This is a genomic window from Streptomyces sp. NPDC051320 (genome assembly GCF_040682175.1).
GTDB lineage: Bacteria > Actinomycetota > Actinomycetes > Streptomycetales > Streptomycetaceae > Streptomyces.
Map to the genome: position 1 here is coordinate 171,790 of NZ_JBFBAL010000009.1, position 23,128 is coordinate 194,917.

21 protein-coding genes and 1 pseudogene are annotated in these 23,128 nt (G+C 70.9%); 10 read left to right on the forward strand and 12 right to left on the reverse strand.

The window, feature by feature from the left end; genetic code table 11:
• Positions 1–136: 136 nt before the first annotated feature.
• The 5 genes from AB0M87_RS21235 to AB0M87_RS21255 all read right to left on the reverse strand — a co-directional run bounded on the left by AB0M87_RS21235 (position 137) and on the right by AB0M87_RS21255 (position 4,741).
• Positions 137–1,303: an FAD-dependent monooxygenase gene (locus tag AB0M87_RS21235; protein WP_365855119.1), complete on the reverse strand. Its 1,167-nt coding sequence runs from the start codon at positions 1,301–1,303 to the stop codon at positions 137–139.
• A complete protein-coding gene (locus tag AB0M87_RS21240; protein WP_365855121.1) occupies positions 1,303–1,887 on the reverse strand; it encodes a TetR/AcrR family transcriptional regulator in 585 nt (194 codons plus the stop codon). The genes AB0M87_RS21235 and AB0M87_RS21240 overlap by 1 nt, the downstream gene beginning before the upstream one ends.
• A gap of 494 nt (positions 1,888–2,381) precedes the next feature.
• A complete protein-coding gene (locus AB0M87_RS21245; RefSeq protein ID WP_365855123.1) occupies positions 2,382–3,407 on the reverse strand; it encodes an aldo/keto reductase in 1,026 nt (341 codons plus the stop codon).
• A gap of 8 nt (positions 3,408–3,415) precedes the next feature.
• Positions 3,416–3,883 carry a MerR family transcriptional regulator gene (locus tag AB0M87_RS21250; RefSeq protein ID WP_365855125.1) on the reverse strand — a complete coding sequence of 156 codons (468 nt, stop codon included), beginning with the start codon at positions 3,881–3,883 and terminating at the stop codon, positions 3,416–3,418.
• A 114-nt stretch (positions 3,884–3,997) separates the two neighbouring features.
• Positions 3,998–4,741: a GAF and ANTAR domain-containing protein gene (locus tag AB0M87_RS21255; protein WP_365855127.1), complete on the reverse strand. Its 744-nt coding sequence runs from the start codon at positions 4,739–4,741 to the stop codon at positions 3,998–4,000.
• A gap of 315 nt (positions 4,742–5,056) precedes the next feature.
• Between AB0M87_RS21255 and AB0M87_RS21260 the strand changes: the two genes are divergently transcribed.
• Together AB0M87_RS21260 and AB0M87_RS21265 are read left to right on the forward strand one after the other, a co-directional pair.
• Positions 5,057–5,551, forward strand: a complete 495-nt coding sequence (locus AB0M87_RS21260; protein WP_365855130.1) for an anti-sigma factor antagonist — start codon at positions 5,057–5,059, stop codon at positions 5,549–5,551.
• Between the two features lie 66 nt (positions 5,552–5,617).
• Complete coding sequence (locus AB0M87_RS21265; protein ID WP_365855133.1) at positions 5,618–5,893, forward strand: DUF5133 domain-containing protein; 276 nt, start codon at positions 5,618–5,620, stop codon at positions 5,891–5,893.
• Between the two features lie 31 nt (positions 5,894–5,924).
• Here AB0M87_RS21265 and AB0M87_RS21270 read toward each other — a convergent pair.
• Positions 5,925–6,181, reverse strand: a pseudogene (locus tag AB0M87_RS21270) (metallophosphoesterase); the annotation flags it as partial.
• Between the two features lie 1,261 nt (positions 6,182–7,442).
• Here AB0M87_RS21270 and AB0M87_RS21275 point away from each other — a divergent pair.
• Positions 7,443–8,402, forward strand: a complete 960-nt coding sequence (locus AB0M87_RS21275; protein ID WP_365855135.1) for a chlorophyllase — start codon at positions 7,443–7,445, stop codon at positions 8,400–8,402.
• A gap of 46 nt (positions 8,403–8,448) precedes the next feature.
• Here the strand turns inward: AB0M87_RS21275 and AB0M87_RS21280 are convergent, their stop codons facing one another.
• The 5 genes from AB0M87_RS21280 to AB0M87_RS21300 form a co-directional block, all read right to left on the reverse strand.
• Positions 8,449–9,117, reverse strand: coding sequence for a class F sortase (locus tag AB0M87_RS21280; RefSeq protein ID WP_365855137.1), 669 nt, complete (start codon positions 9,115–9,117; stop codon positions 8,449–8,451).
• A gap of 83 nt (positions 9,118–9,200) precedes the next feature.
• Positions 9,201–9,659, reverse strand: a complete 459-nt coding sequence (locus AB0M87_RS21285) for a hypothetical protein (protein WP_365855414.1) — start codon at positions 9,657–9,659, stop codon at positions 9,201–9,203.
• A 103-nt stretch (positions 9,660–9,762) separates the two neighbouring features.
• Positions 9,763–11,862 (reverse strand): HAMP domain-containing sensor histidine kinase, encoded by a 2,100-nt coding sequence (locus tag AB0M87_RS21290; protein ID WP_365855139.1) that lies wholly within the window; start codon positions 11,860–11,862, stop codon positions 9,763–9,765.
• 1 nt (position 11,863) lies between these two features.
• Positions 11,864–12,586, reverse strand: coding sequence for a response regulator transcription factor (locus AB0M87_RS21295; protein WP_365855141.1), 723 nt, complete (start codon positions 12,584–12,586; stop codon positions 11,864–11,866).
• 44 nt (positions 12,587–12,630) lie between these two features.
• Positions 12,631–14,784: an N-6 DNA methylase gene (locus tag AB0M87_RS21300; protein WP_365855143.1), complete on the reverse strand. Its 2,154-nt coding sequence runs from the start codon at positions 14,782–14,784 to the stop codon at positions 12,631–12,633.
• A gap of 158 nt (positions 14,785–14,942) precedes the next feature.
• Here AB0M87_RS21300 and AB0M87_RS21305 point away from each other — a divergent pair, with 158 nt between their 5' ends.
• Both AB0M87_RS21305 and AB0M87_RS21310 read left to right on the forward strand, forming a co-directional pair.
• Positions 14,943–15,299 carry a hypothetical protein gene (locus tag AB0M87_RS21305; RefSeq protein ID WP_365855145.1) on the forward strand — a complete coding sequence of 119 codons (357 nt, stop codon included), beginning with the start codon at positions 14,943–14,945 and terminating at the stop codon, positions 15,297–15,299.
• Positions 15,300–15,618: 319 nt separating this feature from the next.
• A complete protein-coding gene (locus AB0M87_RS21310) occupies positions 15,619–16,239 on the forward strand; it encodes a histidine phosphatase family protein (RefSeq protein ID WP_365855147.1) in 621 nt (206 codons plus the stop codon).
• Here AB0M87_RS21310 and AB0M87_RS21315 read toward each other — a convergent pair.
• A complete protein-coding gene (locus AB0M87_RS21315; protein WP_365855149.1) occupies positions 16,229–17,002 on the reverse strand; it encodes a DUF2127 domain-containing protein in 774 nt (257 codons plus the stop codon). The genes AB0M87_RS21310 and AB0M87_RS21315 overlap by 11 nt on opposite strands.
• A gap of 221 nt (positions 17,003–17,223) precedes the next feature.
• Here AB0M87_RS21315 and AB0M87_RS21320 point away from each other — a divergent pair, with 221 nt between their 5' ends.
• The 5 genes from AB0M87_RS21320 to AB0M87_RS21340 all read left to right on the forward strand — a co-directional run bounded on the left by AB0M87_RS21320 (position 17,224) and on the right by AB0M87_RS21340 (position 23,088).
• Positions 17,224–19,860 (forward strand): AAA family ATPase, encoded by a 2,637-nt coding sequence (locus AB0M87_RS21320; RefSeq protein WP_365855151.1) that lies wholly within the window; start codon positions 17,224–17,226, stop codon positions 19,858–19,860.
• A gap of 280 nt (positions 19,861–20,140) precedes the next feature.
• Positions 20,141–21,718, forward strand: a complete 1,578-nt coding sequence (locus AB0M87_RS21325; RefSeq protein ID WP_365855153.1) for an ATP-binding protein — start codon at positions 20,141–20,143, stop codon at positions 21,716–21,718.
• Positions 21,715–22,122, forward strand: coding sequence for a roadblock/LC7 domain-containing protein (locus tag AB0M87_RS21330; RefSeq protein ID WP_365855155.1), 408 nt, complete (start codon positions 21,715–21,717; stop codon positions 22,120–22,122). The genes AB0M87_RS21325 and AB0M87_RS21330 overlap by 4 nt, the downstream gene beginning before the upstream one ends.
• Positions 22,119–22,493 (forward strand): DUF742 domain-containing protein, encoded by a 375-nt coding sequence (locus tag AB0M87_RS21335; protein WP_365855157.1) that lies wholly within the window; start codon positions 22,119–22,121, stop codon positions 22,491–22,493. Before AB0M87_RS21330 ends, AB0M87_RS21335 begins: the two co-directional genes overlap by 4 nt.
• Positions 22,474–23,088 carry an ATP/GTP-binding protein gene (locus AB0M87_RS21340; protein WP_365855159.1) on the forward strand — a complete coding sequence of 205 codons (615 nt, stop codon included), beginning with the start codon at positions 22,474–22,476 and terminating at the stop codon, positions 23,086–23,088. The genes AB0M87_RS21335 and AB0M87_RS21340 overlap by 20 nt, the downstream gene beginning before the upstream one ends.
• The last annotated feature ends 40 nt before the right edge of the window (positions 23,089–23,128 follow it).

Sequence of the window (23,128 nt, forward strand, 5' to 3'; positions counted from 1 at the left end):
GTCGACACCATGGTGCCGCAGCACCCCTGCCCGAGTTGGCCGTGCCCGTGCGTAGGCGGGGGTCCACGATGACCGGTGCGCACGTTGCGGTCCTGACCGTGACGATCCGGAAAGTGCAGGACGCGTTGCTCGGTGGTCAAGCGCTGAGTTCGGCGACGGTCCGGTGGTCCTTCGGGAAGAGCGGGCCGACCATGACGCGGTTGAGTCCGGGAAGATTCATGGCCCGGAATCCCCAGCGACGCAGCACGAGTTTCGTCTTGGAGGTCGGCAGGAACCATTCGGTGACCCGGTTCCGGGCCGCCGACTGCACTCCGGTCGCGACCGGGCGCCAGCGAGCCTCGTAGTCGGCGATGCCTTCGACCACTGAGGGCGCCACGTGCAGGCGTTGGGCCAGGATGTATGCGCCCGCGACACCGAGTGAGGCACCCTGCCCGGCGACGAGGGAGACGGCGTACGCGGCGTCGCCGACGAGCGCCACCCGTCCGTCGCACCACTGCGGCAGGTCGATCTGGGCGACCTGGTCGTAGTAGACCTGGTCGGGTGGCGGACACTGGGACAGGGCGCGCTCGGCCAAGTCGCCCATGTCGGCGAACTCTTGGCGGAGGGCTTCGCGCGGGTCGGCGGGCAGGACCGGGTCGGCGGTGCGGTGCACGGTGAAGACCGCGACGCGGTCGTCGCCGAGCCCGTAGAAGCCCATCTGGCGGTTGACCGTCTCGGTGAGGACGAATTGGCCGCGGACCTGTTCGTGCATGCCGGGATCGGTGAAAACGTAAGCGGCGGTGTGCATCCCGAGATAGCGCAGGTAGTCCTTCTCGGGGCCGAAGGTGAGTGCGCGGATGCGAGAGTGGACGCCGTCGGCACCAACGATCAAGTCGGCGTCGATCGTCGTGCCATCGGAGAGGACGGCCTTGTCGTCATCGATCTGGTCGACGGTGGTGCCGTAGCGGAGCTCGATGTCGTCGGCGAGCGATTCGCGCAGCATGCCTTCGATCGCAGGCCGCATGACGCTGGCGATCTGACCGCGCAGCGCCTTGGAGAACAGGTCGTAGTCGACCTGGACGGTCGTGGTGCCGTGGTCGTCGACGTAGCGGAATTCGTTCACGGGGCTGGCGGCCTTGCGCAGCGCGGTTTCCAGACCCATGGCGGTCACGGCCTCGAAGCCGGGGCCGAAGAAGTCGATCATGTAGCCCTGGGCGCGGGGGCCGGGGGCGTGGTCGACGACGAGCACCTGCCACCCGTGGTGGTGGAGGCGGTTCGCCAGGGCGAGGCCGGCGATGCCGGCTCCACAGATGAGGGCTTTCATCAGTGTGCTCCGTTGGATCGGGTGTCGGTGATCTTGCGTAGCTCCGGCGCGATCCGGTCGGCCGAGAGCTCCGGGTTGAGGCCCTTGTGGAGCAGGAAGCCGTCGAAGACGGCCATGACGATGACGGCGGCCGCTTCCGGTGCCCGGTGGCCGGCGTCGGAGAGCGCGGCGGCGACGGCGTTGCGGAACTCGTTGACGAGCGCCTGCATCTGCTCGTGCAGGATCGGGTCGCGGGTTGCCGCGAGATAGGCCTCGATGAACAGCAGCGACACCGGGTCGTCGCCGGTGTACTCGTCGAGTTCGGACAGCATCGCCTCGATGCCGTCGGCGGGGTTCGCGGACACGGTGAGGAATGCGGCGGTGCCTTCGAGCATCCCGCGCATCGCTTCCAGGGCTGCCTGCCGCAACAGCGCCTGGAGCGACTCGAAGTGGTAGTGGACCAGGCCCGACCGGACGCCGGCCCGTTCGGCCAGGATGCGAGTGCTGACCGCGTTCCAGCCGATCTCGCCGATGAGTTCCCTGGCGGCCGTCAGCAACTGCGCGCGCACGGCCTGACCGCGTTCGGCATTGGTCCGACCCGGCATGGACCCTCCTTGGTCGTTCGCCTTGGACGAGTGACCAATCTAGCGCTCGCAGCTATGCCGCGCCAGTGACCTGCATCGCCGTACTCGGCCGAACTTCGCTCAAGAACTGCCGCAGTCGGCGCCGGCAGAGGAAGCAACGGGCGAGACCGGCGACCATCCGTATCGGAGAGCTGGTTCGTTTCCGCGTGGCCCGGGAGCCCGGGCCGGGTGCAGTGGGCTATCCGTCTCGACCGGCCCGGCCCGTCCGAGTACTACGGATGACCAACACCAACGCATCCGCGCCGCTCGAAGACGTCACCGGCGCGCGCCACAGCCGCCGCTCCGACGTTGATGCTTTCGTCGCTGCGTGGGGGTGGCGATCCGTAGGAGCAGCGGACAGTTTGAGGCTTGGTGCGGCCGTCACAGACGGGCAATGTGGCACACGAGCCGTACCGGCCCGGGGCGCGTCATGCCGGCCACCCCGGTACGGAGCTCCACACGACCCGAGGCGGTGTCTAGGACTCCCGGGCCGCCGAGGTGAGTGACATGTCCGCGTAGCGCTCACCCGCTACCTGGCCGGCGATCGGCTCCAGTTGCGCCAGTTCCTCGGAGGTCAGCGTGATCCGGGTGGCCGCCGCGTTCTCGAGGAGGCGGCTGCGCTTGCGGGTCCCGGGGATCGGCACCACGGTGAGGCCGTGCGCCTGAGCCCGGAGCTGCACCCAGGCCAGGGCGATCTGCGCCGTGGTGGCGCCATGATCAGCCGCGATCTTGTGCAGGGGCGACAGGAGAGCGGTGTTCACCTTGGCGTTCTCGCCGGTGAAGCGCGGCATCAGCTGCCGGAAGTCGCTGCTGGAGAGGTCTTGGCTCGCGTCGGCGAAGGCCCCGGTCAGAAAGCCCCGGCCGAGCGGCGAGTACGGCACGAAGGCGACCCCGAGCGCGGCGGCCGCGCCCACCGCGCTCCGCTCGACGTCCCGGCTGAAGACCGACCACTCCGACTGCAGCGCGGTGATGGGGTGCACGGCGTGCGCCTCGCGCAGTTCCGCGCCGGTGACCTCGCTCAGACCGAGGTGTTTGACCTTGCCCTCCCGTACCAGTTCGGCCATGGCGCCGACGGACTCGGCCAACGGGACGGCGGGATCACGGCGGTGCATGTAGTAGAGGTCGATGACCTCGACGTTCAGGCGGCGCAGGCTCGCCTCGACGGCCTTCTTGATGTAGGCGGGATCGTTGCGGATGGCCCGGTAGCTCGGGTCGTCGGCGCGGTACTCGATGGCGAACTTGGTGGCCAGAGTGATCTGCTCACGGTGTGCGGCGACGAACGGCGCGAGGAACTCCTCGTTGGCCCCGACGCCGTACATGTCGGCTGTGTCGATGAGCGTGACACCCGCCTCGACGGTGGCCTCCAGGGTGTCGCGGGCCGCCGCGTCGTCGGTCTGTCCGTAGGCGGCGCTGATACCCATGGCACCGAAGCCCTGGGCGCCGACGAGGGGGCCGCCTTCGCCCAGTTGGACCTTGTGGATCTGTTCCATGGCATGGCTCATGATGTTTCTCAGTCCCGTTCCGACGCCCGGCGGGCGTCCGCATAAAAGTCGATCTTGCAGTCGAGTACGGCGAGGGTGTCCTGCAACTCCGCGATGCGCGTGACGACCTCGTGTCGGGTCTGCTGCAGAATCTCCTGCCGTTCGGGGAAGGTGTCCGCACCCCGGCGTACCAGCTCCGCAAAGCTGACCATGTCGGCGACCGGCATCCCGGTGAGCCGCAACTTGCCCACGAAGGCGAGCCAGTCCAGAGCCCTGTTGTCGAAGCGGCGCTGGCCGCTGTGCGACCGCTCCACGTGCGGCATCAGACCGATCTGCTCGTACCAGCGCAGAGTGGGAGCACTGAGTCCGGTGTGCGCCGCGACCTCGCTGATCGTGTAGCGGTCCTGGCCGTCGGGTCGCGGGTGAGCCGACCCCACGGACACGCAGACGTCCACGGGCGGCGGGGGCTTCACGGGGGAGCTGTCGATCACCGTCATGGCTGCCACGTTAGAACCTTCAAGTGCACTTGAAGCAAGCGCGCTTCGCGCGGCGCCGTTCGGCCCGGCCGCGTCAGCCGGGCCGAAGGGCCGGGAGAGGGGGTGAGTCAGGGTTCAGGGGCGGGCGCGCAGCTGCTCGTCGGTGGGGGGCTTCCCGGCAATGCTCGTGATGAGCTCGGTGCACAGGTCGCGGAGTTTGATGTTGCGGTGCTGGGACGCGGTACGCAGGATCTGGAAGGCCTCGTCCGGGGCGCACCGTTGCTGGCCCATGATGACGCCGATGGCCTGGTCGATGACCGCCCGGGACTGCAGCGCGGTCTGCAGATCGGCGGCGAACTCCTGGGCATCGCTGATGCGTTGGGCCAGCGCGATGGCGCCGGTGGCCTCGGCGGCCAGGGAGCGCAACCCGACGAGATCCGCATCGGCGAACGCGCCGGGTTTGGGCGCGTAGAGGTTGAGGGCGCCGGCGGTGTGGGTGTGAGCGGCGATCGGGAGGGACAGCGACGAGCGAGCCCCGCACGCAGCGGCGTAGGCGGGATAGGGGCCCCAGCGTTCTTCGCTGAGCAGGTCCGGCACGGTGATCTCTTCGCCGGTGCGCAGAGCCTGCAGACAGGGACCGTCGTCCTGACCGTACTGAGCCTCATCGAGGGCCGTGGCGCTGGCGCCGACGCTGGCCACCGTCAGGGGCCTGCGCTCCCGCTCCAGAGTGATGCCGCATCCGTCGGCGGTCGGGGCGTAGACGAGCGAGGCTTCCGCCAGAGCCTGCAGGAACCCGTTCAGGGTGTCGGTGTCGAGCAGAAGTGAGGAGATATCTGGCATACCGGGCGTGGGGGGCGTGCCCGGGGACTGGGAAGTCATGGTGGTTTCCGTTCCGGGCAGCCTGAGGGCCCGTATATGGCAGGCATCGATATGCCGCCAGGGACCACGGGCCCCAGCCCGAAGGGAGATCTCCAGCGCAAGCGGCACCGCGCTCGGGAGGAGCAGACGACCAGCCGCCGCTTCCCACTATGCACCCTCTCGGCCGCCGACGAGAGCCTCCGGCTCCCTGACCTGGGGGATACGGGATACGCCCTCTCGGGGCGCCGGGTTGTGTGCTCCGGCGGATGAGGGGCAGACTGTCATCTGCGGTCAGGAAGCGGCCCGGTTTGTCACCGTGCCTGCCTGGAGTGAGTCTTGACTTCTGCGAGCTACCGCCTCGACGCCCGACATCAAGTGATCGAGCTGCGCGATGTCATCGACATCGACGACGAGCCCCCGATCGAGCAGGAACTGTGCCTGCTCCTCTCCTGCTCCCGGGCGCGTGCCGTCATCGTGGATCTCCGCACGCCCATCGTCACCACCGCGACTCTGCGTCTGTTGCTGCGCCTGCGCCAGGCCGCTGACCAGTACGGCATCGTCCTCTGCGTCACCGCCCGGCACCCGCAGGCCACCAGGATCCTGCACATCGTCGGTATGCAGGACATCCTGCGGGTCACCGCCACCCTGGCCGGCGCCAAGGCCATGGCCGCTGGGTGCGTCGCCGCCCCGCAGATACCGTCCTGGCCACGACGGGGCACGCCTGAGCCCGCGGTGCCGTGGGCCCGGTTCAAGGCGCACCTCCACGAGATCGTCCGCAACGGTCGGCACCAACCCGGTGACCACCCGGGGCGAGCGAGCGAGGCGACCTGACGCCCGTACGGAGACCGACCCTGCAGCAACAGCTGTGACCGCCACGGACCTGGAAGGAAATCGCTCATGCTGATGGCACACCCCGCCGTTCTGGAAGGCCTCCTCGACCAGTACGAGGCACTCGGGGCCCTGCACGCCGATCAAGGCGACACGGAAGACGCCCGGCGCCGTATGGAAGATGTCATCTACACCCTGTGTGTCTCCACCGGTACCCGCGACATCGGCGCCGCGCTGGCCGCCGCGCGCCGTCGCCTGGCGCAGGACCGCGCGCCCTCCGCCGCACGCCTGTCCGGCCGTCCCGGCCGCCCCGACCCATGCCGCCCGGGGAGCGCCATCGGCTGAGCGCCAGGTGGGCCGTGAGGGGGCCTGGCCGTCATGGTGTGCTGTCGCGTCCGTTCCGTCGGACGAAGGCTTCGAGAGCGTCTGCGTCGCCGGCGCGGGTGTGCAGAAGTCCGTGGTGCGCCGCTCGACGCCGGGCCCAGGACGGCCCCGTGGGCTCCGATTCGCCGTAGGGCGTGCCGACGCTGCCGGGATGATCACAAGGCGGCTGTGGGCGAGGCGGACGAACGGCATGTGGGTATGGCCGCACACTACGGTGCGTACCTCGGGACCGAGCCCGCCGAGGACCTCGGTCCCGCGGTCGAGCCTGAAGGGCTCCGGCACGCGGCAACTGCCGGGCGCACCGCATCGCCGCCACCCGCGGCTGGAGGACGCCGTCTTCGAGGAGCCGAACTCTGCCGAGCTGGAGCGGCTGCGCGCCGGGGCGTGCGGGAGCTCGCTCTGCTGGGCGGCGTGCGAGCGGGGCACACGCCGGCGAGATGTGTCGGCCCGTCACCGGTGTGGTGGGGCGCCGGCATGCCGGCGGAGTGCCGCCGGACTGTGCGCCGGTCGGCTCGGTGCTCAGCCCCTCCCCGTGGAACCGTCCACGCGACGCCGAGTCCGGACACTGCGGCGGTGTGCGGACCACCGGGCGATCCAGCGGCCGCACTCCGTCCAGAATCCCAGGAGCAGGAGCAGGACGAGGGCTGCGGCGAGCAGGGCCTGAGACGCCGACGTCACCCACAGGCCGGACCTGTAAGCAGAGCAGCTGATCACTGTCAGACCGGTAGGCCCGACCGTCAGAACGAGAAAAAGCCGTGGTCTCGCGCAGGGCGGCGTCTTCCCTGATCGGCCCAGGCCTTGAGCGATTCGAAGAACCAGAACGCGACAAGCGCCGCTCCCTGGACCGCTGTGAGCGCGACCGCCAAGGCGACATCCCCGACCCACCGGACCATAAGCTTCATCCTCGTCCACGACCGGATCGAACCTGTGCGCGGCTACTCAGGCGGTCTTGCGTTGTTGGTGGGCCAGAGGCCGTCCGAAGCCGCAGGTCCTCCCGAACGGGACTGCTGCGGAGGACGGCTGCCGTGGCGAGGTAGGTGGCGATCGAGTATGCCGCGCAGCCGGTCGGTGTCGTCCCCGCCCATGGCGCGCTTCGGCAGATGGTGCACGACGAGCGGAAACGGCGCAGGGGACAGCAGGGTGGATGCGGCTGCGGTTTCCAGGTATCCGCCGAGGCTCCGCCGGCCCGGCGGTTTTCCATGTGCTCGCCCGCGAAGCGCACGGCGTCGTCGGAGTCGGCGACGGTAACGCTCGAGGGCCCCGGCGGAACTCTCATCGGCACCCTTCCCGGCGGGTTCGGGTTCCTCGCGGGGCGGCTGTCTGCGTGTGGCTGATCAGCCCCGTACCGGAGGCGCAATTCATCGATCTTCCAGACGGTTCCCGGTCGGGACGTCCCCGGCACAACCGCCGTTGACAAAGCGGAACGGCGTTCCATATATTAACCGGAACGATGATCCGGTTTGAGCGTAGCCGAAGCCGGACGCACGAGACCACCAAAGGGAAACGCATCATGAGTGAATGGACGTACACCGCCGACACCTTCGGCTCGCCCGCTCCCGTCCTCTCGGTCAGTCCGGTAGTGCTGTCGGCTCCCGGCCGAGCCGTGGACCTGGAGGTGCGAGTCTCCGCCCCCGTGACCGGGGGCGACCTGCCGGTCATCCTCCTCTCGCACGGTCAGGGTTACTCGAATAACCTCTCCTCGCTGAACGGCTACGCGCCCCTCGCCAACTTCTGGGCGGCGCACGGTTTCGTCGTGATCCAGCCCACCCATCTGAGCTCTGCGACGCTGAGCCTGGATCCCGAAACCCCCGGGGCACCTCTGTACTGGCGATCGCGGGCGGAGGACATGACCCGCATCATCGACCGGCTCGACGCGATCGAGGCCGCCGTCCCGCAGCTCCTCGGGCGGCTGGACCACAGCAAGGTCGCCGTGGCCGGGCACTCGATGGGCGGGCACACCGCGAGCCTGCTGCTGGGCGCCCGGCTCACGGATGCGGACGACGGAAAGGAAGTGGACCTGACCGAGCCCCGGATCAAGGCGGGTGTACTCCTTGCCGCGCCCGGCAGAGGGGGCGATGCCGTCACCGAGTTCGTGGCGGAGAACTATTCCTTCTTCCTGACCACGGACTTCTCCGAGATGACGACGCCCGCGCTCGTGGTCGCCGGCGACAAGGACGCCTCCAACCACCTGACGGTTCGGGGCCCGGACTGGCACACCGATCCGTACGTACTCTCCCCGGGCCGCAAGTCCCTGCTCACCCTGTTCGGCGCGGAGCACGGACTCGGCGGGGTCGCCGGATATGACGTGGCCGAGACCACCGACGAGAACCCCGAGCGAGTGTCTGTGGTCCAGCGGCTCACCTGGGCCTACCTCCGCTCCGAGCTCTACCCGGGGGATGCCGCGTGGCAGACGGCGTGTGACGCGCTGACGGCTGATGCGGAACCGCTCGGGCGGATCGAGTCCAAGTAAGCCGAAGAGGCAGGCCGTTGCACTTCGGCCGGGACAGCGCGAACCCTCAGCGCAGCATCGCGTACACGATCAGGTTGTTCACCGGGTGCCCCTGGGCGTCGAAGGATCCGTCGCAGGTGATGAGGCGCAGGGTGGCGTCCGGGGTTTTGCCGTAGACCTTGTCGGTGGGGAAGGCCTTCTTGCTGACGCTCTCGGTGCCGGTGACGGTGAAGTGGGTGGTCTTTCCCAGCGCGTCGCGGACGGCGATGTCGGCGCCCTTGTCGATCTTCTTGAGGTCGTGGAAGACGGCCTTGCCGAAGCGGGTGTCGTTGTGGCCGATGATGACGGCGGCTCCGCGCTCGCCGGGTGTGGTGCTTCCGGTGTACCAGCCGGCGGTCATGCCCTTGTCGGCCGGTGGCACCTCGACCGTGCCGTCTGCGTTCAGGCCGAGCCGCAGGAGGGAGCTGGACACGCCGATCGAGGAGATACTCACCCGGGTCGGGGCCGCGGGGCGCTTCGACGGGGTGGTGCCGGCGGACGGCTTCGATGAGGCGTGGGGCGAGTCCGCGGACGAACCGCCCGATGCGGCGGCCCCGTCGGTGGAGGAGGACACCTGTGCCGGGTCGGACGTGCAGCCGGTCAGTGCGGCGAGGGCGAGGCAGAGCAGGACCGGGAGTACGGCGGCCGACCGCCGCGTCGGGTGGGGTGGACGAGGCTCGAAGGGTGTACCGGGCACGAAGGGCTCCTGATCGAGGTCGGTGCGAGCAGCAGTGGCGCCGCCCCGGTGAGACGGAGGCGGCGCCACTGCGAGCAGGTGGGTCAGTTGTTGCCGCGTACGGCGGAGCGACGGCGCAGTACGACGGTGCCCGCCCCGGCCAGGAGGAGGGCACCGGCAGCCGAGCCGATGAGGGCCGCGGTGTCGCTGCCGCTCCCGGCGGGCTTCTCACCGGCGGCGACGGCGCCCCGCGGGGCCGCACTCGGGCGGGCCGCGGACGCCTTGCTGCGTGCGGGGACCGGTGACGGTGTGGGCCTGGTGCCCGCGGCGACTGCGCCCCGAGGCACTGCTGTGGCCGGTGCGCTGCCCCGGGGCGCGGTGGTTCCCGCCGGGCGGGGGGCCTTGGTGCGTGCGGCTGCGGCCTCCCTGGCAGCGGACGCTGCGCGCTCGGCGGGCGTCGGCCGGGGGTGGGTGGACGCGACGGCCCCGGTGGTCGGTGCGAGCACCGCGCCGACCGCGACGGCGGCGAGCACAGCGGCGCGCAGGGGAGAACGGTGGGACATAGATGGCTCCAGTTCCAGCTCGGCCTGTGTGGTGCCTCGGTGCCGGTTCGCACCTGGCGTGCCGGGCATGTCGGAAGACTGGCAACCACTTATGAGGAAGCTGTCAGGACGCTGTGGTCATCGGATCAGGCTGCGGCGGAGTAGCCCCGCTCGGCACGGGCGGAGCCGACCCCGTCGCCGTCGGCGGAGCCGCATCGGACGGCAGCCGCAACGTGAAGACGGAGCCCTGGCCCTCGGTGCTCACCACGCTCACCGTGCCGCCGTGGGCCTCCGCGAGCTTGCGGACGATCGCCAGACCGAGGCCGCTGCCGCCGGTGCGGCGGCTGCGGGACTTCTCGGCTCGCCAGAAGCGGTCGAAGACGTACGGGAGCGCGTCGGCCGGGATACCGGTGCCGGTGTCGGCGACCTCCACCATGACCTCGCCCGGCTCCGAACGCGCGTAGGCCCGCAGGGACACCCGGCCGTTCGCCGGTGTGTGGCGCAGCGCGTTGGACACCAGGTTGCCGACCGCCTGCCGCAGCCGCACCGGGTCGGCGGTCAGCACGAGCGCCCGCGAACCGGGCGCCTGCGCGGGCGCCTGCGTATCGGGCACCCGCGTCCCGGGGACCTGCGTACGGGACGCCGCCCCGGTCACCGTCAGCGTGATGCCCGCGGTTTCGGCCCGGGCCTGGTGCGCCGCGGCGACCTGGTCCAGCAGGCCGTCGATCCGTACCGGCTCCAGGTGCAGGCGCAACGCGCCCGCGTCGGCCGCCGCGAGGTCCTGCAGGTCGTCGATGATGTGCTGCAGCTGCACCGCCTCCTCGAGCAGCGAGGAGACGAAGGCCGGGTCCGGGTCGGCGAGGCCGTCCTGCGCGGCCTCCAGCCAGCCGCGGATATTGCTCAGCGGGGTGCGCAGTTCGTGGGCGACGTCGCTGACCATCGCCTTGCGTTGTTCCTCCAGACGCGCCCGGTGCGCCGACATGTCGTTGAAAGCGGCGGCCAGCCGCCCGATCTCGTTGTCCGAAGCGACCTGCACGGGCTCCGAGTCCTCACCGTCCCGCATCCGCTGGGCCGCGCTGGTGAGCGCGTGCAGCGGACGTACGAGACGGGCGCCGGCCAGGATCGACGCGCCCACCGTGAGCGCGAGGACCAGCGCCGCGACGCCGGCGATGCGGGCGGTGTTCGCCGGCGAGAGGTTGAAGCCCGGGACGGTGGCGCCACCCGGATCGCCGATGAACAGCAGCGCGGGGGAGGCGACGTAGGAGCTGAGCTGTTCCCGGCGAGCGGTGCCCACGCAGGAGGCGATGGCACGGTCGTCATCGCTGCTGAGGACGCCCGGTGCCACCGTGGCGGTCGGGTAAGGCACCCTCGCCGCGGTGGCTTCGGGCTGCGGTACCGCACTCGGCTCCGGTGCGCTGCCCCGGTCCCAGGAGAGGTCCAGGGCCAGTTCGACACTCGGGCGACCCTGGCGCTTCAGGCAGGAGTCGGCCAGCTGATTGAGCGCGTGCAGCGCCTTCCTCTCGGTGCCGGTCGGCTTTTCCAGTGCCTCGGTCGAGCACCTGGTGCCCCGCGTGCGCTCCGGGTCATTGCCCACCACCTGGATACGGGGCCGCCCGCTCGGGCCCACCACGACGTCCGATGCGACCCCCGACGCGTTGAGGCACGCCGCGCTCCGCTCGGCGGTCTTCCGCAGACTCCGGCGTTCCGCCACGGGCAGCTTGAACGGTCCGACAGCTCGCGGGTCGACGCGGTCGGTGGTGGTCGCGGGGCCGGCCCCGGGCGCGGCCGTGTCGGAGGTTGCGACCGAGAGCGTGGTGTCCACGGAGAGCGGGTCGACCACCGCCGACGCCTGCGGCGGCAGCGCGGGCGGCGATGTGCCGGTCACCGAATCGGCGATGGGCTGGCCGGCCTGGGTGGTCAGCGCGATCCGGCGGCCGGACTGCCGCGCCAGGTCGCGTACGGTATCGCCGACTGCGTCCCAGCGTGGGTGGCCGGCCGCGTAGCCGAGCAGGGTGTGGTAGATCCGGGTGTCGGCCGTGAGGTTCTGGCCCTGTTCCTGCTTGATCGCACCCGAAGTGGTCTGTACGGCGAGCCAGGCGGTCGCCGCCACCGAACACGCCGCCACCAGCGCGGACACCGCGAGCAGCCGGCCGAGCAGGCTCTTGCGGAGCGGCAGCCGGGACGGCCGAGCGCCACCGGGGTTACGGGTTCTACGGCGAAGCAAGTCAGGCACCCTTCGCGGGGTCCGTCAGCTTGTAGCCGACGCCGAAGACGGTGCGCAACCGGACCGGCCGCCGTGGGGTGACCTCGATCTTCTTGCGCAGGTTCATGATGTGCACGTCGACCGTGCGGTCGCTGATGTACCGGTCGAAGCCGTGCAGTTCGTCCAGCAGTTGCTGCCGGGTGAACACCCGGTCGGGCGCGGCCGCCATCGCGGCGAGGACCCGGAACTCACCGGGCGTGCAGTCGACCTGCCCGCCGTCGACGGATACCTCGTGCCGTGCCTCGTCGACGACCAGCGCGCCCACCGACAACAGGGGTGCGGCAACGGGCGTCGCGCCTGCGGACCGCTGGGTGCGGCGCAACAACGTACGCACGCGGGCCATCAACTCGCGGGGGCTGTACGGCTTGGTCATGTAGTCGTCGGCGCCGAGATCCAGGCCGAGCAGCAGATCGTCCTCGGTGGAACGGGCCGTCAGCATCAGCACCGGCAGTTCCCGCGACTCGGCCCGGGCCTCGGCGCGCAGCGCACGGACCACGTCCAGGCCGTCGGCGCGCGGCATCATCACGTCGAGCACGAGCAGGTCGGGCGTCCGCTGTCGCACCTCCTCGAGCGCGGCGAGGCCGTCCCCCACGACCGTCACCCCGTGCCCCTCGCGTTCCAGGTAACGGCGGACCAGTTCGGCTTGCTTCGCGTCGTCTTCCGCGACGATGACGTTTGCGCACACGCCGCCGATCGTAGAGGAGTGCCCCGCGGCGGATTCGCGTCGGATCAGGCCGACGGACCATCGGCGGGCGGGAGCAGCGCACCCGCGGTGAGCCCGCCGAGCGCTTCGTTCGCCGTCTCCTCGGCGAGCGAAGCCGCCTGCCGGGCGGCCACCCGCAGCTCGTGGACGCGGCGGAATGCCTCGCCGTACCGCCGTTGCTCGTCCAGCGGCAGCAGCGGTACCCGGAGCCGGCCCGGTGACACCTGCAGAATGGTGCTGCCGACGGAAGCCCCGGCGATGTTGTCCCCGGAACCCAGGAAGCCGGCGAGGAACCACGGGTCGAGGCGCGCAGGGTCCGGCCGCAGCAGATGGATGTGCCGGCCGAGCAGGGCTCCGGCGTCCTCCTCGTCCGCGACGCGGGTCATCGCACCGCTGCTGTCCGCCACGCCACGGAGCAGCACATCTCCGGCGGCGACGGTGTGTGCCGCACCGGCGCGCAGGTGCTCCGCCGTGCCCGAGGGGCGGGTCCGCGCGCCGATGTCCGATGCGGTGAGCACCGGGCGTTCACCGACCCCGGGGGCCCGGTCTCCCGGTACGGAGTCCTTGCGGCCGGCCGGAGTCGCCGCCCGCAGCAGGGTGAGCGCACCGCCGCGGGCCAGGTCGGAGACCGTGGCGGTGCGCCAGGCGCGGGCGGCGCCGGCGGAGGCCTGCCAGGGCCCGAACGTCGCGGCCCGCTGCAAAGCCCCCAGGGACTCGGCCAGTTGCCCGCCCAGCGCATCGACTCCGCGGGCGACCAGGGCAGGGTCCATATCGGTCGGCGCCGCGCGTACCTGACGGCCCGGGGTGAGGTCCACGAGGTCGTCGACCAGGTCGATGGTCGGTACGGCCCGGGCGGTGCCGGGCGTGTCGGCGAACGAGTCGGCTCCGGTGGCGAACGCCCGCCAGGCGCCGAGGACTTCGTCGGACAGCGCGTCCCACTCCAGGTTCGTACGACGCTGCTGCGTCCGGGAGGAAGCGTCGCGCGGCGAACTCGGGGGCCCGGTGTGCCGGTCCCCGCTCGTATCCACGAACAGCACGGAGGTGCGCGGCGCGCCGCCCGGCTCGGGGCGCTGGAGGACCCAGAGATGGAGCCCGATGTGCAGGGGCGCCGAGGCACCGACGGGCAGGCCGATCACGGCACGCAGGGCGCCACTGCGTACGAGTTCGGCGCGGATCCGGCGTCCCGAGGTACGCGAGGCGGTGGCCGGCGGGAGGAGCAGCACCGCGTAGGAACCGGCGTCCAGGTGCGCCAAGGCATGCTGGGTCCAGGCAAGTTCGGACTCGATCCGGGGTGGTACGCCATAGGCCCACCGCTGGTCGTAGGCGAGTTCGTCGTGTCCCCAGTCGCGGTCGCCGTAGGGCGGATTGCACAGCACACCGCTGACGGTCAGCCCCGGGAAGGCGTCTGCGCGCAGTGTGTCCCCGGCGCGCACCGCCACCTGTGCCTCAGGAGCCGACACCAGCAGGTGCACCGCGCTCCGCTGGGCCTGTACGACCAGGCTGTCCTGGCCGTACAGTTCACGTGCTCCGTGGCGGGCCGCGGCCGCGAGGAGGGTGCCGCTGCCGCACGCCGGATCCAGTACGCGCGACGGCGCACCCGGCAGGAGCCGGGCCATGAGGTCGGCGAGTCCGCGCGGTGTCCGGTAGGTGCCGCTGCCCGACGAGGTGTCGTCCAGCTCTCGCTCGGCGAGGACATCGAGCGCGGCTCCGGAGCCCTCGTCCCGGACACACCGGACCAGACTCCGCAGGGCGTCCGCGTCGTCGGCGCGGAAGTGCACGGCCTCCGCTTCCGGTACCGCATCGGCGAGCTCCGCCGCTGCCCGGTCCGCATGGGCGATCAGCCCGGCGTCCGGCAGGTCGGCCACGGCGGCCAACTCCTCCTTGCTGCGCAGGGAGGCGGCGAGGACCAGGGGCAGCAGCCGAGCCGCTGCGCCGGACTCCGACACCTGCAGCCGCAGCACGGTGCGCAACTCCTCGGAGGGCGTGGCCGCCGAGGTGTGACCGCGCCCCTGCAACCAGCCGCGCACCGCCTCCAGGTCGTAGAGGGGGCTGGCCTCGGTGCCACCGGACGGCGCCGGGAAGTCGTCGTGCCTGCGCCGCCAGTTGCTGACGGTGGCGCGCGTGACGCCCGCGATGCGGGAGATCTCGGCTGCGGTCACCCGGGCTGAAGGCTGCGGCATGGGTTCCTCGGTTCTCGGAAGTGGTCAGCAAACAGATTACAGCGCACGTCAAGCGGCGATGAGAGATTGACAGTGCTTTCACCGAGATGATTGTCTGGAATCGCTTTGGATGCAGCGATCGAGTGGACGTGCTCGACGGGGGAGGGGCCTTGGCCGCCATGACTGATGAGCTGGAACCGAGTGTGTACGACCGTCATCTGACGGAACTGCTCAGCCGGGGCGACCGGGAGAACTTCCAGGCCCTGATGGCCCAGGCCCGGCACATCACCACCCGCTCGTACGAGACGAACCTGTACGACCACCAGCAGGCTTTCCGCCTGCTGTGGAGCCACCTCCAGCGCACCGGCCACATCGAGCGGGCGTGCAAGGAAGCACGTGACCGTCTCGCCGCCGGTGGCGCGGGCGAGGCGGAGCGTAAGGACCTGGAACTCTTTCTGACGGTGTACGACGGTGTAGGGCCGGCGCGGAGCCGTGTGCGGCCGTGGAAAGACACAGACAGTCATCCAGCCGAGTAGAAGTGTCACCGAACTCCCTTGGAGCGGTGAGGCGTTCATCGTTCGGCAGAAAGCCCGAAGCCACCGCCGCCACGGGAGCCCGCACGACGTACAAGGCCTTCTTCTCGATGTGCACCACGGCCCGGTGGTGACCGGGAAGACGAGCAGTCGTTCCCGGTGCCGCCGCACGGCTGAGCGGTGCGCGGCATCACACCGGTCGGCCGCCTCTGCGGGAATTACCGCTGTTCGTGACAGGCTGAAGACGTCGTACAACATCAACATGCGCCGCAGGGCGTCAGGCGCCGGCGGTGCGTCGAACGAAGCAGAGGGCAGGATGGTCATGGGTGAGCTGATTCTCGTCCGGCACGGAGAGACGAGCTGGAGCCGCACGGGGAAACACACCAGCTGGACGGATCTCCCGCTCACCGGTTTCGGCGAGGACCAGGCCCGGGCGGTCGCCCCGTTGCTGGCCGAGCGGCGTGTCGCCCTGACGCTGACCAGCGGACTCAGCCGGGCCCGGCGGACCGCCGAGCTGGCCGGCCTCGGTACCGCGTTGCTTGACTCCGACCTCCGCGAATGGGACTACGGCGGCTACGAGGGGATCACCACGGCGGAGATCCACCGAGACCGGCCGGACTGGGACCTGTGGACCGACGGCGTGGTGCCGGGGCCGCCCGAGCACCCGGGCGAGACGCCTCAGGAGGTCGGCGAGCGCGCGGACCGGGTGCTGAAGACCGTCGACGCGGCCCTGCGCGACGCCGACCTCGACGGTCAGGGCGGCGATGTGGTGCTGGTGGGCCACGCGCACTTCCTACGGGTGCTGACCGCGCGGCGGCTCGGCCTCCCGGCATCCGCCGGGGCGCTCTTCCGGCTGGACACCGCGTCGGTGAGCCGGCTCGGCACCGAGCACGGCCGCCCGGTCATCGCCGCGTGGAACGGGGCCCCCGCCGTCACGGCGTGAGGGCGCCCACCCCGGCCGTGGTCTCCACCTCGAGCAGCGAGGCGCTCTGCCGCTCGGCCTCGAAGGCCGCGTGGCCTCCGCGCAGCCCGAAAAGCCGCTTGCCGAGCAGGATGTACAGCACCGCCAGGATGTTGATCGCCAGGGTCGCGATCTTCAGCCAGCTGATCTTCTCGGTCAGCTCGTAGATCTCCAGCGGCAGGAAGATCGCGGTGGCCACCACGGTCAGATACTCAGCCCAGCGCTTGGCGCGCCACAGCCCGACGCCCTCGATGATCTCGATCAGGGCGTAGACCAGCAGGAGGACCGCCACCAGCACCAGCGTGGAGTGCTTGTACCCGAACGTCTTCTGGATGGTCCCGACCACCGGCGAGTGGTCGAGGTCGTAATGGAAGTGGCGGAAGACCGGGCGCAGCACGTTGAGATAATCGTCGAACAGCCGGCGCACCGCGTCCTGGCTGTTGCTGAACTTCCACACGGCGACGGCGACCAGCACGATGAACACCCCGCGCACCGCCCGTTCCACGGCGAGGAACCGCAGGATGAAGATGTCGCGCAGTACCTTGCCCCGGGGCACCAGCGGCGCCTGGTCGGCCGGCCCCGAGCCGTGCGGATCGCCCAGGGCGAAGTCGCCGCACCGCAGACAGCGCCAGGCTTCGCCCAGCCCCGTCGAGGCATGCAGCCGCTCCCGCAGTTCCGGCTCCAGCGGGGCGTAGGTGACGTGCCCGCGCCGGGCGCACGTGCGCCGGTCCCAGTCGATCTTCATGCGTGGGTTCCCCTGTGATTGCTCGATTGATCGGTCGTGGCGCATCGCCGCAAGGCATCGTATGCGCCGCGACGAGGCACGGCGGACGGGAGAGGGAGAGTACCGGGAACTCCCCCCGGACATACGGAATTCCGCTGAACGGCGAACCGGTGGCTCCGCACCGCCCACGGTGCGGACCTGCCGGGATACTCTCGAAATCCGTAGGTGGCAGGGGAGGAACGATGGGGTCCCGGACAGCACGCCCGGCTGCTGCGCCGCTGCTGGAGCGGGAGAGCGAGCTCGCCGCCGCCGCGCGAGGGGTGGCAGCGCTCTGCTCGGAGTCGGCAGAGGGGTCCACCGGCGGGCTCCTCATCTACAGCGGTGAGGCGGGCTTCGGCAAGACAGCCGTCCTCGACGCGGTGTGCAAACTGGCAGCGGACCGGTGCACGGTGTGGTCCGCCCGCTGCGGCGAGGGGCTGACCTCCGTCCCCTTCCATGCCGTACGCCGGCTCCTGCAGCCCGCACTGACGGTGAGCGCCGCCGGCGGCGAGGCCAAACAACTGCTCGGTGACCGTTACGACATCGTGGGGCCCGCCCTCGGCATAGCGCCGGCGAACGCCCACCGGACCGACCCGCAGGGCGTGCGCGACGGCCTGGACTCGCTGGTCGAGCGGCTCGCCGCGCTGCACCGCCCACTGGTCCTGCTGGTGGACGACGCACACTGGTGCGACCTGGAGACGCTGGCCTGGCTGGCCGCCTTCGCTCAGCGCCCCGGCGGACTTCCGGTCCTGGTCGTCCTCGCCTATCGGACCGGGGAAGCCGTCGGCGAAACCGCGGAGTACCTCCGCGGGCTGGAGTCCGCTGCCACGGCGTGCGTGCGGCTGCGGGCGCTCACCCCCGACGCCATCGCCCAGCTCTCCAGGACGGCGCTCGGCGAGCACGCGGACGACCCGTTCTGCCGCGAGGTCTGGGCCGTCACCGGCGGCAACGCGTACGAAACCGTGGAGCTGCTGGCCAGGGTGCAGGACGACGCACTGGAGCCGGTCGAGGACTCGGCCGGTGCGCTGCGGGCGCTCGGTGCCTCGGCCCGCGGATCGGGGCTGATCGCCCGGCTCGAAGAACTGGGCACGGCCGCCACCCGGTTCGCCTGGGCGGCCGGCATCCTGGGCACCGACATCTCGCTCGATCTGGCGGCGTCGCTGGCCGGCCTGGGGCCCGCCGAGGCCGCCACATGTGCCGGTCGCCTCCGGGAGGCCCGCATCCTGACCGGCAACGACCCGATGGAGTTCGTACACCCGCTCATCGCGGGCGCCGTCTACCGGGCAGTGCCCGCCGCCGCCCGGACCGCCATGCACGGCCGGGCGGCCTGGGCGGTCACCGAGGCGGGAAGGGGACCTGCGGCAGCCGCCCGCCACCTCCTCGAGGTCCACCCGGACGAGGATCCCGAACTGGTCGAGCAGTTACGGGAAGCGGCCGCCGAGCACCTCGCCGTCGGCGCACCGGACGCGGCGAGACGCTGCCTGGAGCGCGCACTGGCCGAACCGCCGCTGCCCACCGTGCGAGCCCGGGTGCTGTACGAACTCGGCTGCGCGACGCTGCTGACGTCCCCCGCCACCACGGTCGGTCATCTGCGGGCGGCGCTCGAGCAGCAGGGTCTCGACGCGGACACCCGGGTCGACGCCGTCTTCCGGCTCTCCCAGGCACTGACTCACAACAACCAGCCGGCCGAAGCCGCACAGGTCGCGGCCGCCGAGGCGGAGCGCACCGAACCGGGCCCGGCGAGGCGGCGGTTGCAGAGCGCGCACTTCCTCTGGGAGGGCGTGCGGGCCGTCGAGGCGGACGGGCCGGCACGCTCCCGCCGCCTCGCCGCGATGGCTGACGGCCTCAGCGGCTCGGACGACTCCGAGCGGATTCTGCTGATACTGCGGGCCTTCGACGGCACCGCACGCGGAGAGAGCGCCGAGGAGGTCGTCGAGATCTGCGACCGTGCCCTGATCAATGGCCGGCTGGCGCCCGGAGTCGGCTGGACCAGCGCGGAGTGGGGCTTCGAGCCTGCGGCGCTGCTCGGCCTCTCGTATGCCTTCGCCGACCGGCTCGACCGGGCCGAGAGCCTCTTCTCCGAAGCCCTGCGCGCTTTCGAGGCGGCCGGCTGGAGCGGCGGGCACCTGTCGTTCGCCAATGCGCTGATCGGCTATGTACAGCGCAGGCGCGGACGGCTGGTGGAGGCCGAGACCTATCTCCGCGAGAGCCTGCGCCTGGCGGAGCGGGTGGGCAACGGCATGCCACTGAACTGGGATGCGGCCAGCATGCTCATCGACACCCTGCTCGCCAGGGGTCATGTCGAAGAGGCCGTCGAGGTCGCCGACCGCTACGGCTTCGCCCCGCCGTACCCGGCCCCGATGGTGATTCCCGACGCGCCGTCGGTGCGCGGTCGGCTGCTGCTGGCCCAGGGACGCGTCAAGGAGGCGGTCGCCGAACTCGCGGCGGTCGGGGAGGCGTTGCGGGTCCGGGGCAGGCACAACGGCATCATGGCGCCCTGGGCCGGCGATCTGGTGTGCGCGCTGGCCACCGAAGATCGCCCCAGAGCGGTGCGGCTCGCCGCCTATGTACGGGACCGGGCCGAGCGCATCGGGACGGACACCGCCATCGGCGAATCGATGCGGATCGCCGCCACGCTCGAAACCGGGCGGCGGGCGGTCGAGCTGCTCGGCGGGGCGGTCGGCTATCTCGAGGCGTCACCCTGCGCCTACGAACACGCGCTCGCCCGGGTGGAGTTCGCCATGGCGACCCGGTCCCAGGTCGATCTGCAGCGCGGACTGACACTCGCCGAGGCGTGCGGCGCCGACGGTCTGGTGTCCCGGGCCGGCCGCGGCCTCTGAGCCGGTCGGTCGCGGATCCGGTGTCAACTTTCCACCCTTCGCACGCCATTGCCACAATTGTTCGGCTACTCCGCGTGTTTGAACGAGAGCTGACTGTGTAAAACCGGCGAGTCTATTCCTCTCACGTGCCCGCCGCACAAGGTTGGAAGAATATGCCGTCGCGGTGATCTGATCGGGCTACGCTCGCTCATTGTGAGTTGAGATGACATGTATTCATGCGTTTGTTCCCATATGTCTTGATAGTTCGATTCTCCCTACCGTCAACTGCCAGAGGGATCACATGGTTCGCGTTGAGGCGCCTCCAACCGATCGGACAGCGCCGCTGGTTCGTGCGCTGCTGCTCTCCGTCGTATTGACGTCGGCAGCCACCGCCGTCGGCGCGGTCGCGGTGAACCGAGCCGCCCGGATACCACTTGTGTGGGCCGGTGCGGTGGCAACCGTCGTCGTCGCCCTGCTCGTCGCCGAACTCGTCCGCCGCGCCGCCACGTCGCGCACCCTGCACCGGGTGTACGGCGAGCGGCTGGCGTTCCTCGAACACCGGCTCGCCGCGCACGACGCGGAAACCGTACGGCTCGCCAAGGAACTCATGCCCGCTGCGATCCACCGGCTCAAGCACGGTGAGTCGCCGCTGGAGGTCATGCGGATCCTGGTCGACAACAGCGAGGTGTACCGCGACCTGCCGTCCGCGCAGCGGGAGATTCTCGCCTCCCTGCTGAAGATCGTCGACGACGAGGAATCCCAGCGAGAGGGCGCTCAGTTCGCCTTCGTCGGCATTGCCCGCCGGGTCCAGGCCATCGTCCACCAGCAGGCCGCGGAACTGCGGCTGATGGAGGAGGACCACGGCCGGCAGCCGGAGGTCTTCGACGACCTGCTCCGCCTCGACCACGGCAACGCCCTGATCGGCCGCCTCGCCGACAGCATCTCGGTGCTCGGCGGCGCACGCCCGGGACGCCAGTGGCCCAAGGCGGTCCCGCTGTTCAGCGTGCTGCGTGGTGCCATGTCGCGCATCCTGGAGTACCCCCGGGTCGACCTGCACTCCATCGCCAAGGTCGCCATCGTGGGGACCGCCGTCGAGCCGCTCATCCACGCCTGCGCCGAGCTCCTCGACAACGCCACCAGGTACTCACCGCCGCAGACCCGGGTCCATGTCACCGCGGTCGAGGTGCAGACCGGCGTCGCCATCGAGATCGAGGACGGTGGCGTCAGCCTCAGCGAGGAGGCCCACAAGCGGGCCGAGGGCATGCTCGCCAAGGCGCAGGCCGGGGTCGACCTCAACGACCTGGGGGAGTCGCCCCGCCTCGGCCTGGCCGTGGTCGGCCGGCTCAGCCGGATGTACAACCTCAAGGTCGCCCTGCGGCAGTCCGCCTACGGCGGCGTCCGCGCCGTCCTGATCGTGCCCCGCGAGGTGATCACCACGGGTCCCGCCCCCGGCATCGCCCACGGGATCGGCGCGGCCGGCGAGCCGCGCACCGGTGACACCGGCATCGGCGCCTTCGCGGACCGTCTTCCTTCCCGAGCCCCCCGCAAGGCCGCAGCACCGAAGAAGCCGCTGCCCATGGCGCTGTCGATGGAAGACGACGTACCGCTGGTGACCGAGTGGACCGAGAACGGGCTTCCGCAGCGGCGCAGCCGCATGCGGTCCTCGTTCGGGGCCGGGGAAGTGGGTCCGCTGGTGCCCGCGCAGGCGCCCGAACCCGATCCGTACCCGGCGCCGGAAGCGGAGCGCACCGAGGAGAAGGAGGAGCCGCAGCCGGGGATCTGGCTCGAAGCCTTCACCAAGGCGGCCAACGGAGTGCCGCAAGAGCCGTCGGCGGTCGGAGAGTCCGGCGACGCGCGGGACAAGGGGGACCTGACGTGATTCAGCAACTGGGCAACATGGACTGGATGCTCAAGGAGCTCGCCACCAGCGTCCCCGGAATCCAGCAGATCGTGGTGCTCTCCGCGGACGGCCTGCGCATCGCACGGCACGGCGGCGACCCGGACGGCGCCGACCGCCTGGCGGCCGCCTGCGCCGGCCTGCAGAGCCTCGCCGCCGCCGTCGCCACCGAAATCCCGGGCAGCGACGGCCGGATGCGGCTGGTCGTCATCGAAATCACCGGCGGTTTCTTCTACCTGATGGCGGCGGGCCCCGGCTCGTACCTCGCGGTCCTCACCGACGAGCGGGTGGAGGCCGGTCTGGTCGGCGCCCAGATGCGGGACATGGTCGTACGGATCGGAGCCCACCTGGCCAGCCCGCCGCGGCAGGACGGGAAGGCCGGATGACGTCCCCGCCCCGACGAGAACGCCGGTCGGCCGACCCCGATGCCGGGGACCCCGAACGGCTCTACGTGCTCACCGGCGGCCCGGACGGCACCGAGCGGGCGGCGCTCGACCTGGTCACCATCGTGGTCGCCCGCGCCGACCCGTCCCCCACCGTGCAGCCGGAGCAGGCCGCGATCGTACGGCTGTGCAAGTCGCCGTTGTCCGTGGCCGAGATCTCCGCCTATCTGCGCCTGCCGTTCAGCGTGGTGACCGCGCTGCTGACCGAACTCCTCGCGGCCGAACTGGTCGAGTCGCGCGCGCCCATCGTCCGCGCCACACTTCCCGACCGGGCCCTTCTCGAAGCGGTGATGCATGGACTCCAGAAGCTCTGACACGATCGCCGGCCCCCGGAGCGAAGACGTTCTGCCTGACACGGCCACCGCCGCGGTCAAGATCGTGATCGTCGGCGGGTTCGGCGTCGGCAAGACGACGATGGTGCGTTCGGTGAGCGAGATCCGCCCGCTGACCACCGAGGAGACGATGACCCAGGCGGGGGTCGGCGTCGACGACAACTCCGGTGTGGAGAGCAAGACCGCCACCACCGTGGCGATGGACTTCGGCCGGATCAGTATCAGCGAAGAACTGGTGCTCTACCTCTTCGGCACCCCCGGCCAGGAACGCTTCTGGTTCCTGTGGAACGGCCTGTTCGAGGGTGCGCTGGGAGCCGTGGTGCTCGTCGACACCCGACGGCTCGAGGTCAGCTTCGACGTCATCGGCCGCCTGGAGGAGCGCGGCGTGCCGTTCATCGTCGCCATCAACACCTTCCCCGACGCCCCCCGCCACCGACTCGAGGCCCTGCGGGTCGCGCTCGACCTGCCGGAGGAGGTCCCGATCGTGGACTGCGACGCCCGGCAGCGCGCTTCCAGCCGCGACACCCTGATGACCCTCATGCGCTACCTGCACTCCCTCGCCACCCGACGCGTCTGAGCGGGTCTCCGGGGCCGGTGCCCCGGGCGCCCCGGGCCGC

Excerpts from the sequence above, each read along its gene's own strand:
- AB0M87_RS21300 (WP_365855143.1), bottom strand. The coding sequence starts at position 14,784 with ATGCCGCAGCCTTCAGCCCGGGTGACCGCAGCCGAGATCTCCCGCATC.
- AB0M87_RS21285 (WP_365855414.1), bottom strand. The coding sequence starts at position 9,659 with ATGTCCCACCGTTCTCCCCTGCGCGCCGCTGTGCTCGCCGCCGTCGCG.
- AB0M87_RS21325 (WP_365855153.1), top strand. The coding sequence starts at position 20,141 with ATGGTTCGCGTTGAGGCGCCTCCAACCGATCGGACAGCGCCGCTGGTT.
- AB0M87_RS21305 (WP_365855145.1), top strand. The coding sequence starts at position 14,943 with ATGACTGATGAGCTGGAACCGAGTGTGTACGACCGTCATCTGACGGAA.
- AB0M87_RS21335 (WP_365855157.1), top strand. The coding sequence starts at position 22,119 with ATGACGTCCCCGCCCCGACGAGAACGCCGGTCGGCCGACCCCGATGCC.
- AB0M87_RS21275 (WP_365855135.1), top strand. The coding sequence starts at position 7,443 with ATGAGTGAATGGACGTACACCGCCGACACCTTCGGCTCGCCCGCTCCC.
- AB0M87_RS21315 (WP_365855149.1), bottom strand. The coding sequence starts at position 17,002 with ATGAAGATCGACTGGGACCGGCGCACGTGCGCCCGGCGCGGGCACGTC.
- AB0M87_RS21310 (WP_365855147.1), top strand. The coding sequence starts at position 15,619 with ATGGGTGAGCTGATTCTCGTCCGGCACGGAGAGACGAGCTGGAGCCGC.
- AB0M87_RS21340 (WP_365855159.1), top strand. The coding sequence starts at position 22,474 with ATGGACTCCAGAAGCTCTGACACGATCGCCGGCCCCCGGAGCGAAGAC.
- AB0M87_RS21240 (WP_365855121.1), bottom strand. The coding sequence starts at position 1,887 with ATGCCGGGTCGGACCAATGCCGAACGCGGTCAGGCCGTGCGCGCGCAG.
- AB0M87_RS21245 (WP_365855123.1), bottom strand. The coding sequence starts at position 3,407 with ATGAGCCATGCCATGGAACAGATCCACAAGGTCCAACTGGGCGAAGGC.
- AB0M87_RS21255 (WP_365855127.1), bottom strand. The coding sequence starts at position 4,741 with ATGACTTCCCAGTCCCCGGGCACGCCCCCCACGCCCGGTATGCCAGAT.
- AB0M87_RS21250 (WP_365855125.1), bottom strand. The coding sequence starts at position 3,883 with ATGACGGTGATCGACAGCTCCCCCGTGAAGCCCCCGCCGCCCGTGGAC.
- AB0M87_RS21235 (WP_365855119.1), bottom strand. The coding sequence starts at position 1,303 with ATGAAAGCCCTCATCTGTGGAGCCGGCATCGCCGGCCTCGCCCTGGCG.
- AB0M87_RS21265 (WP_365855133.1), top strand. The coding sequence starts at position 5,618 with ATGCTGATGGCACACCCCGCCGTTCTGGAAGGCCTCCTCGACCAGTAC.
- AB0M87_RS21320 (WP_365855151.1), top strand. The coding sequence starts at position 17,224 with ATGGGGTCCCGGACAGCACGCCCGGCTGCTGCGCCGCTGCTGGAGCGG.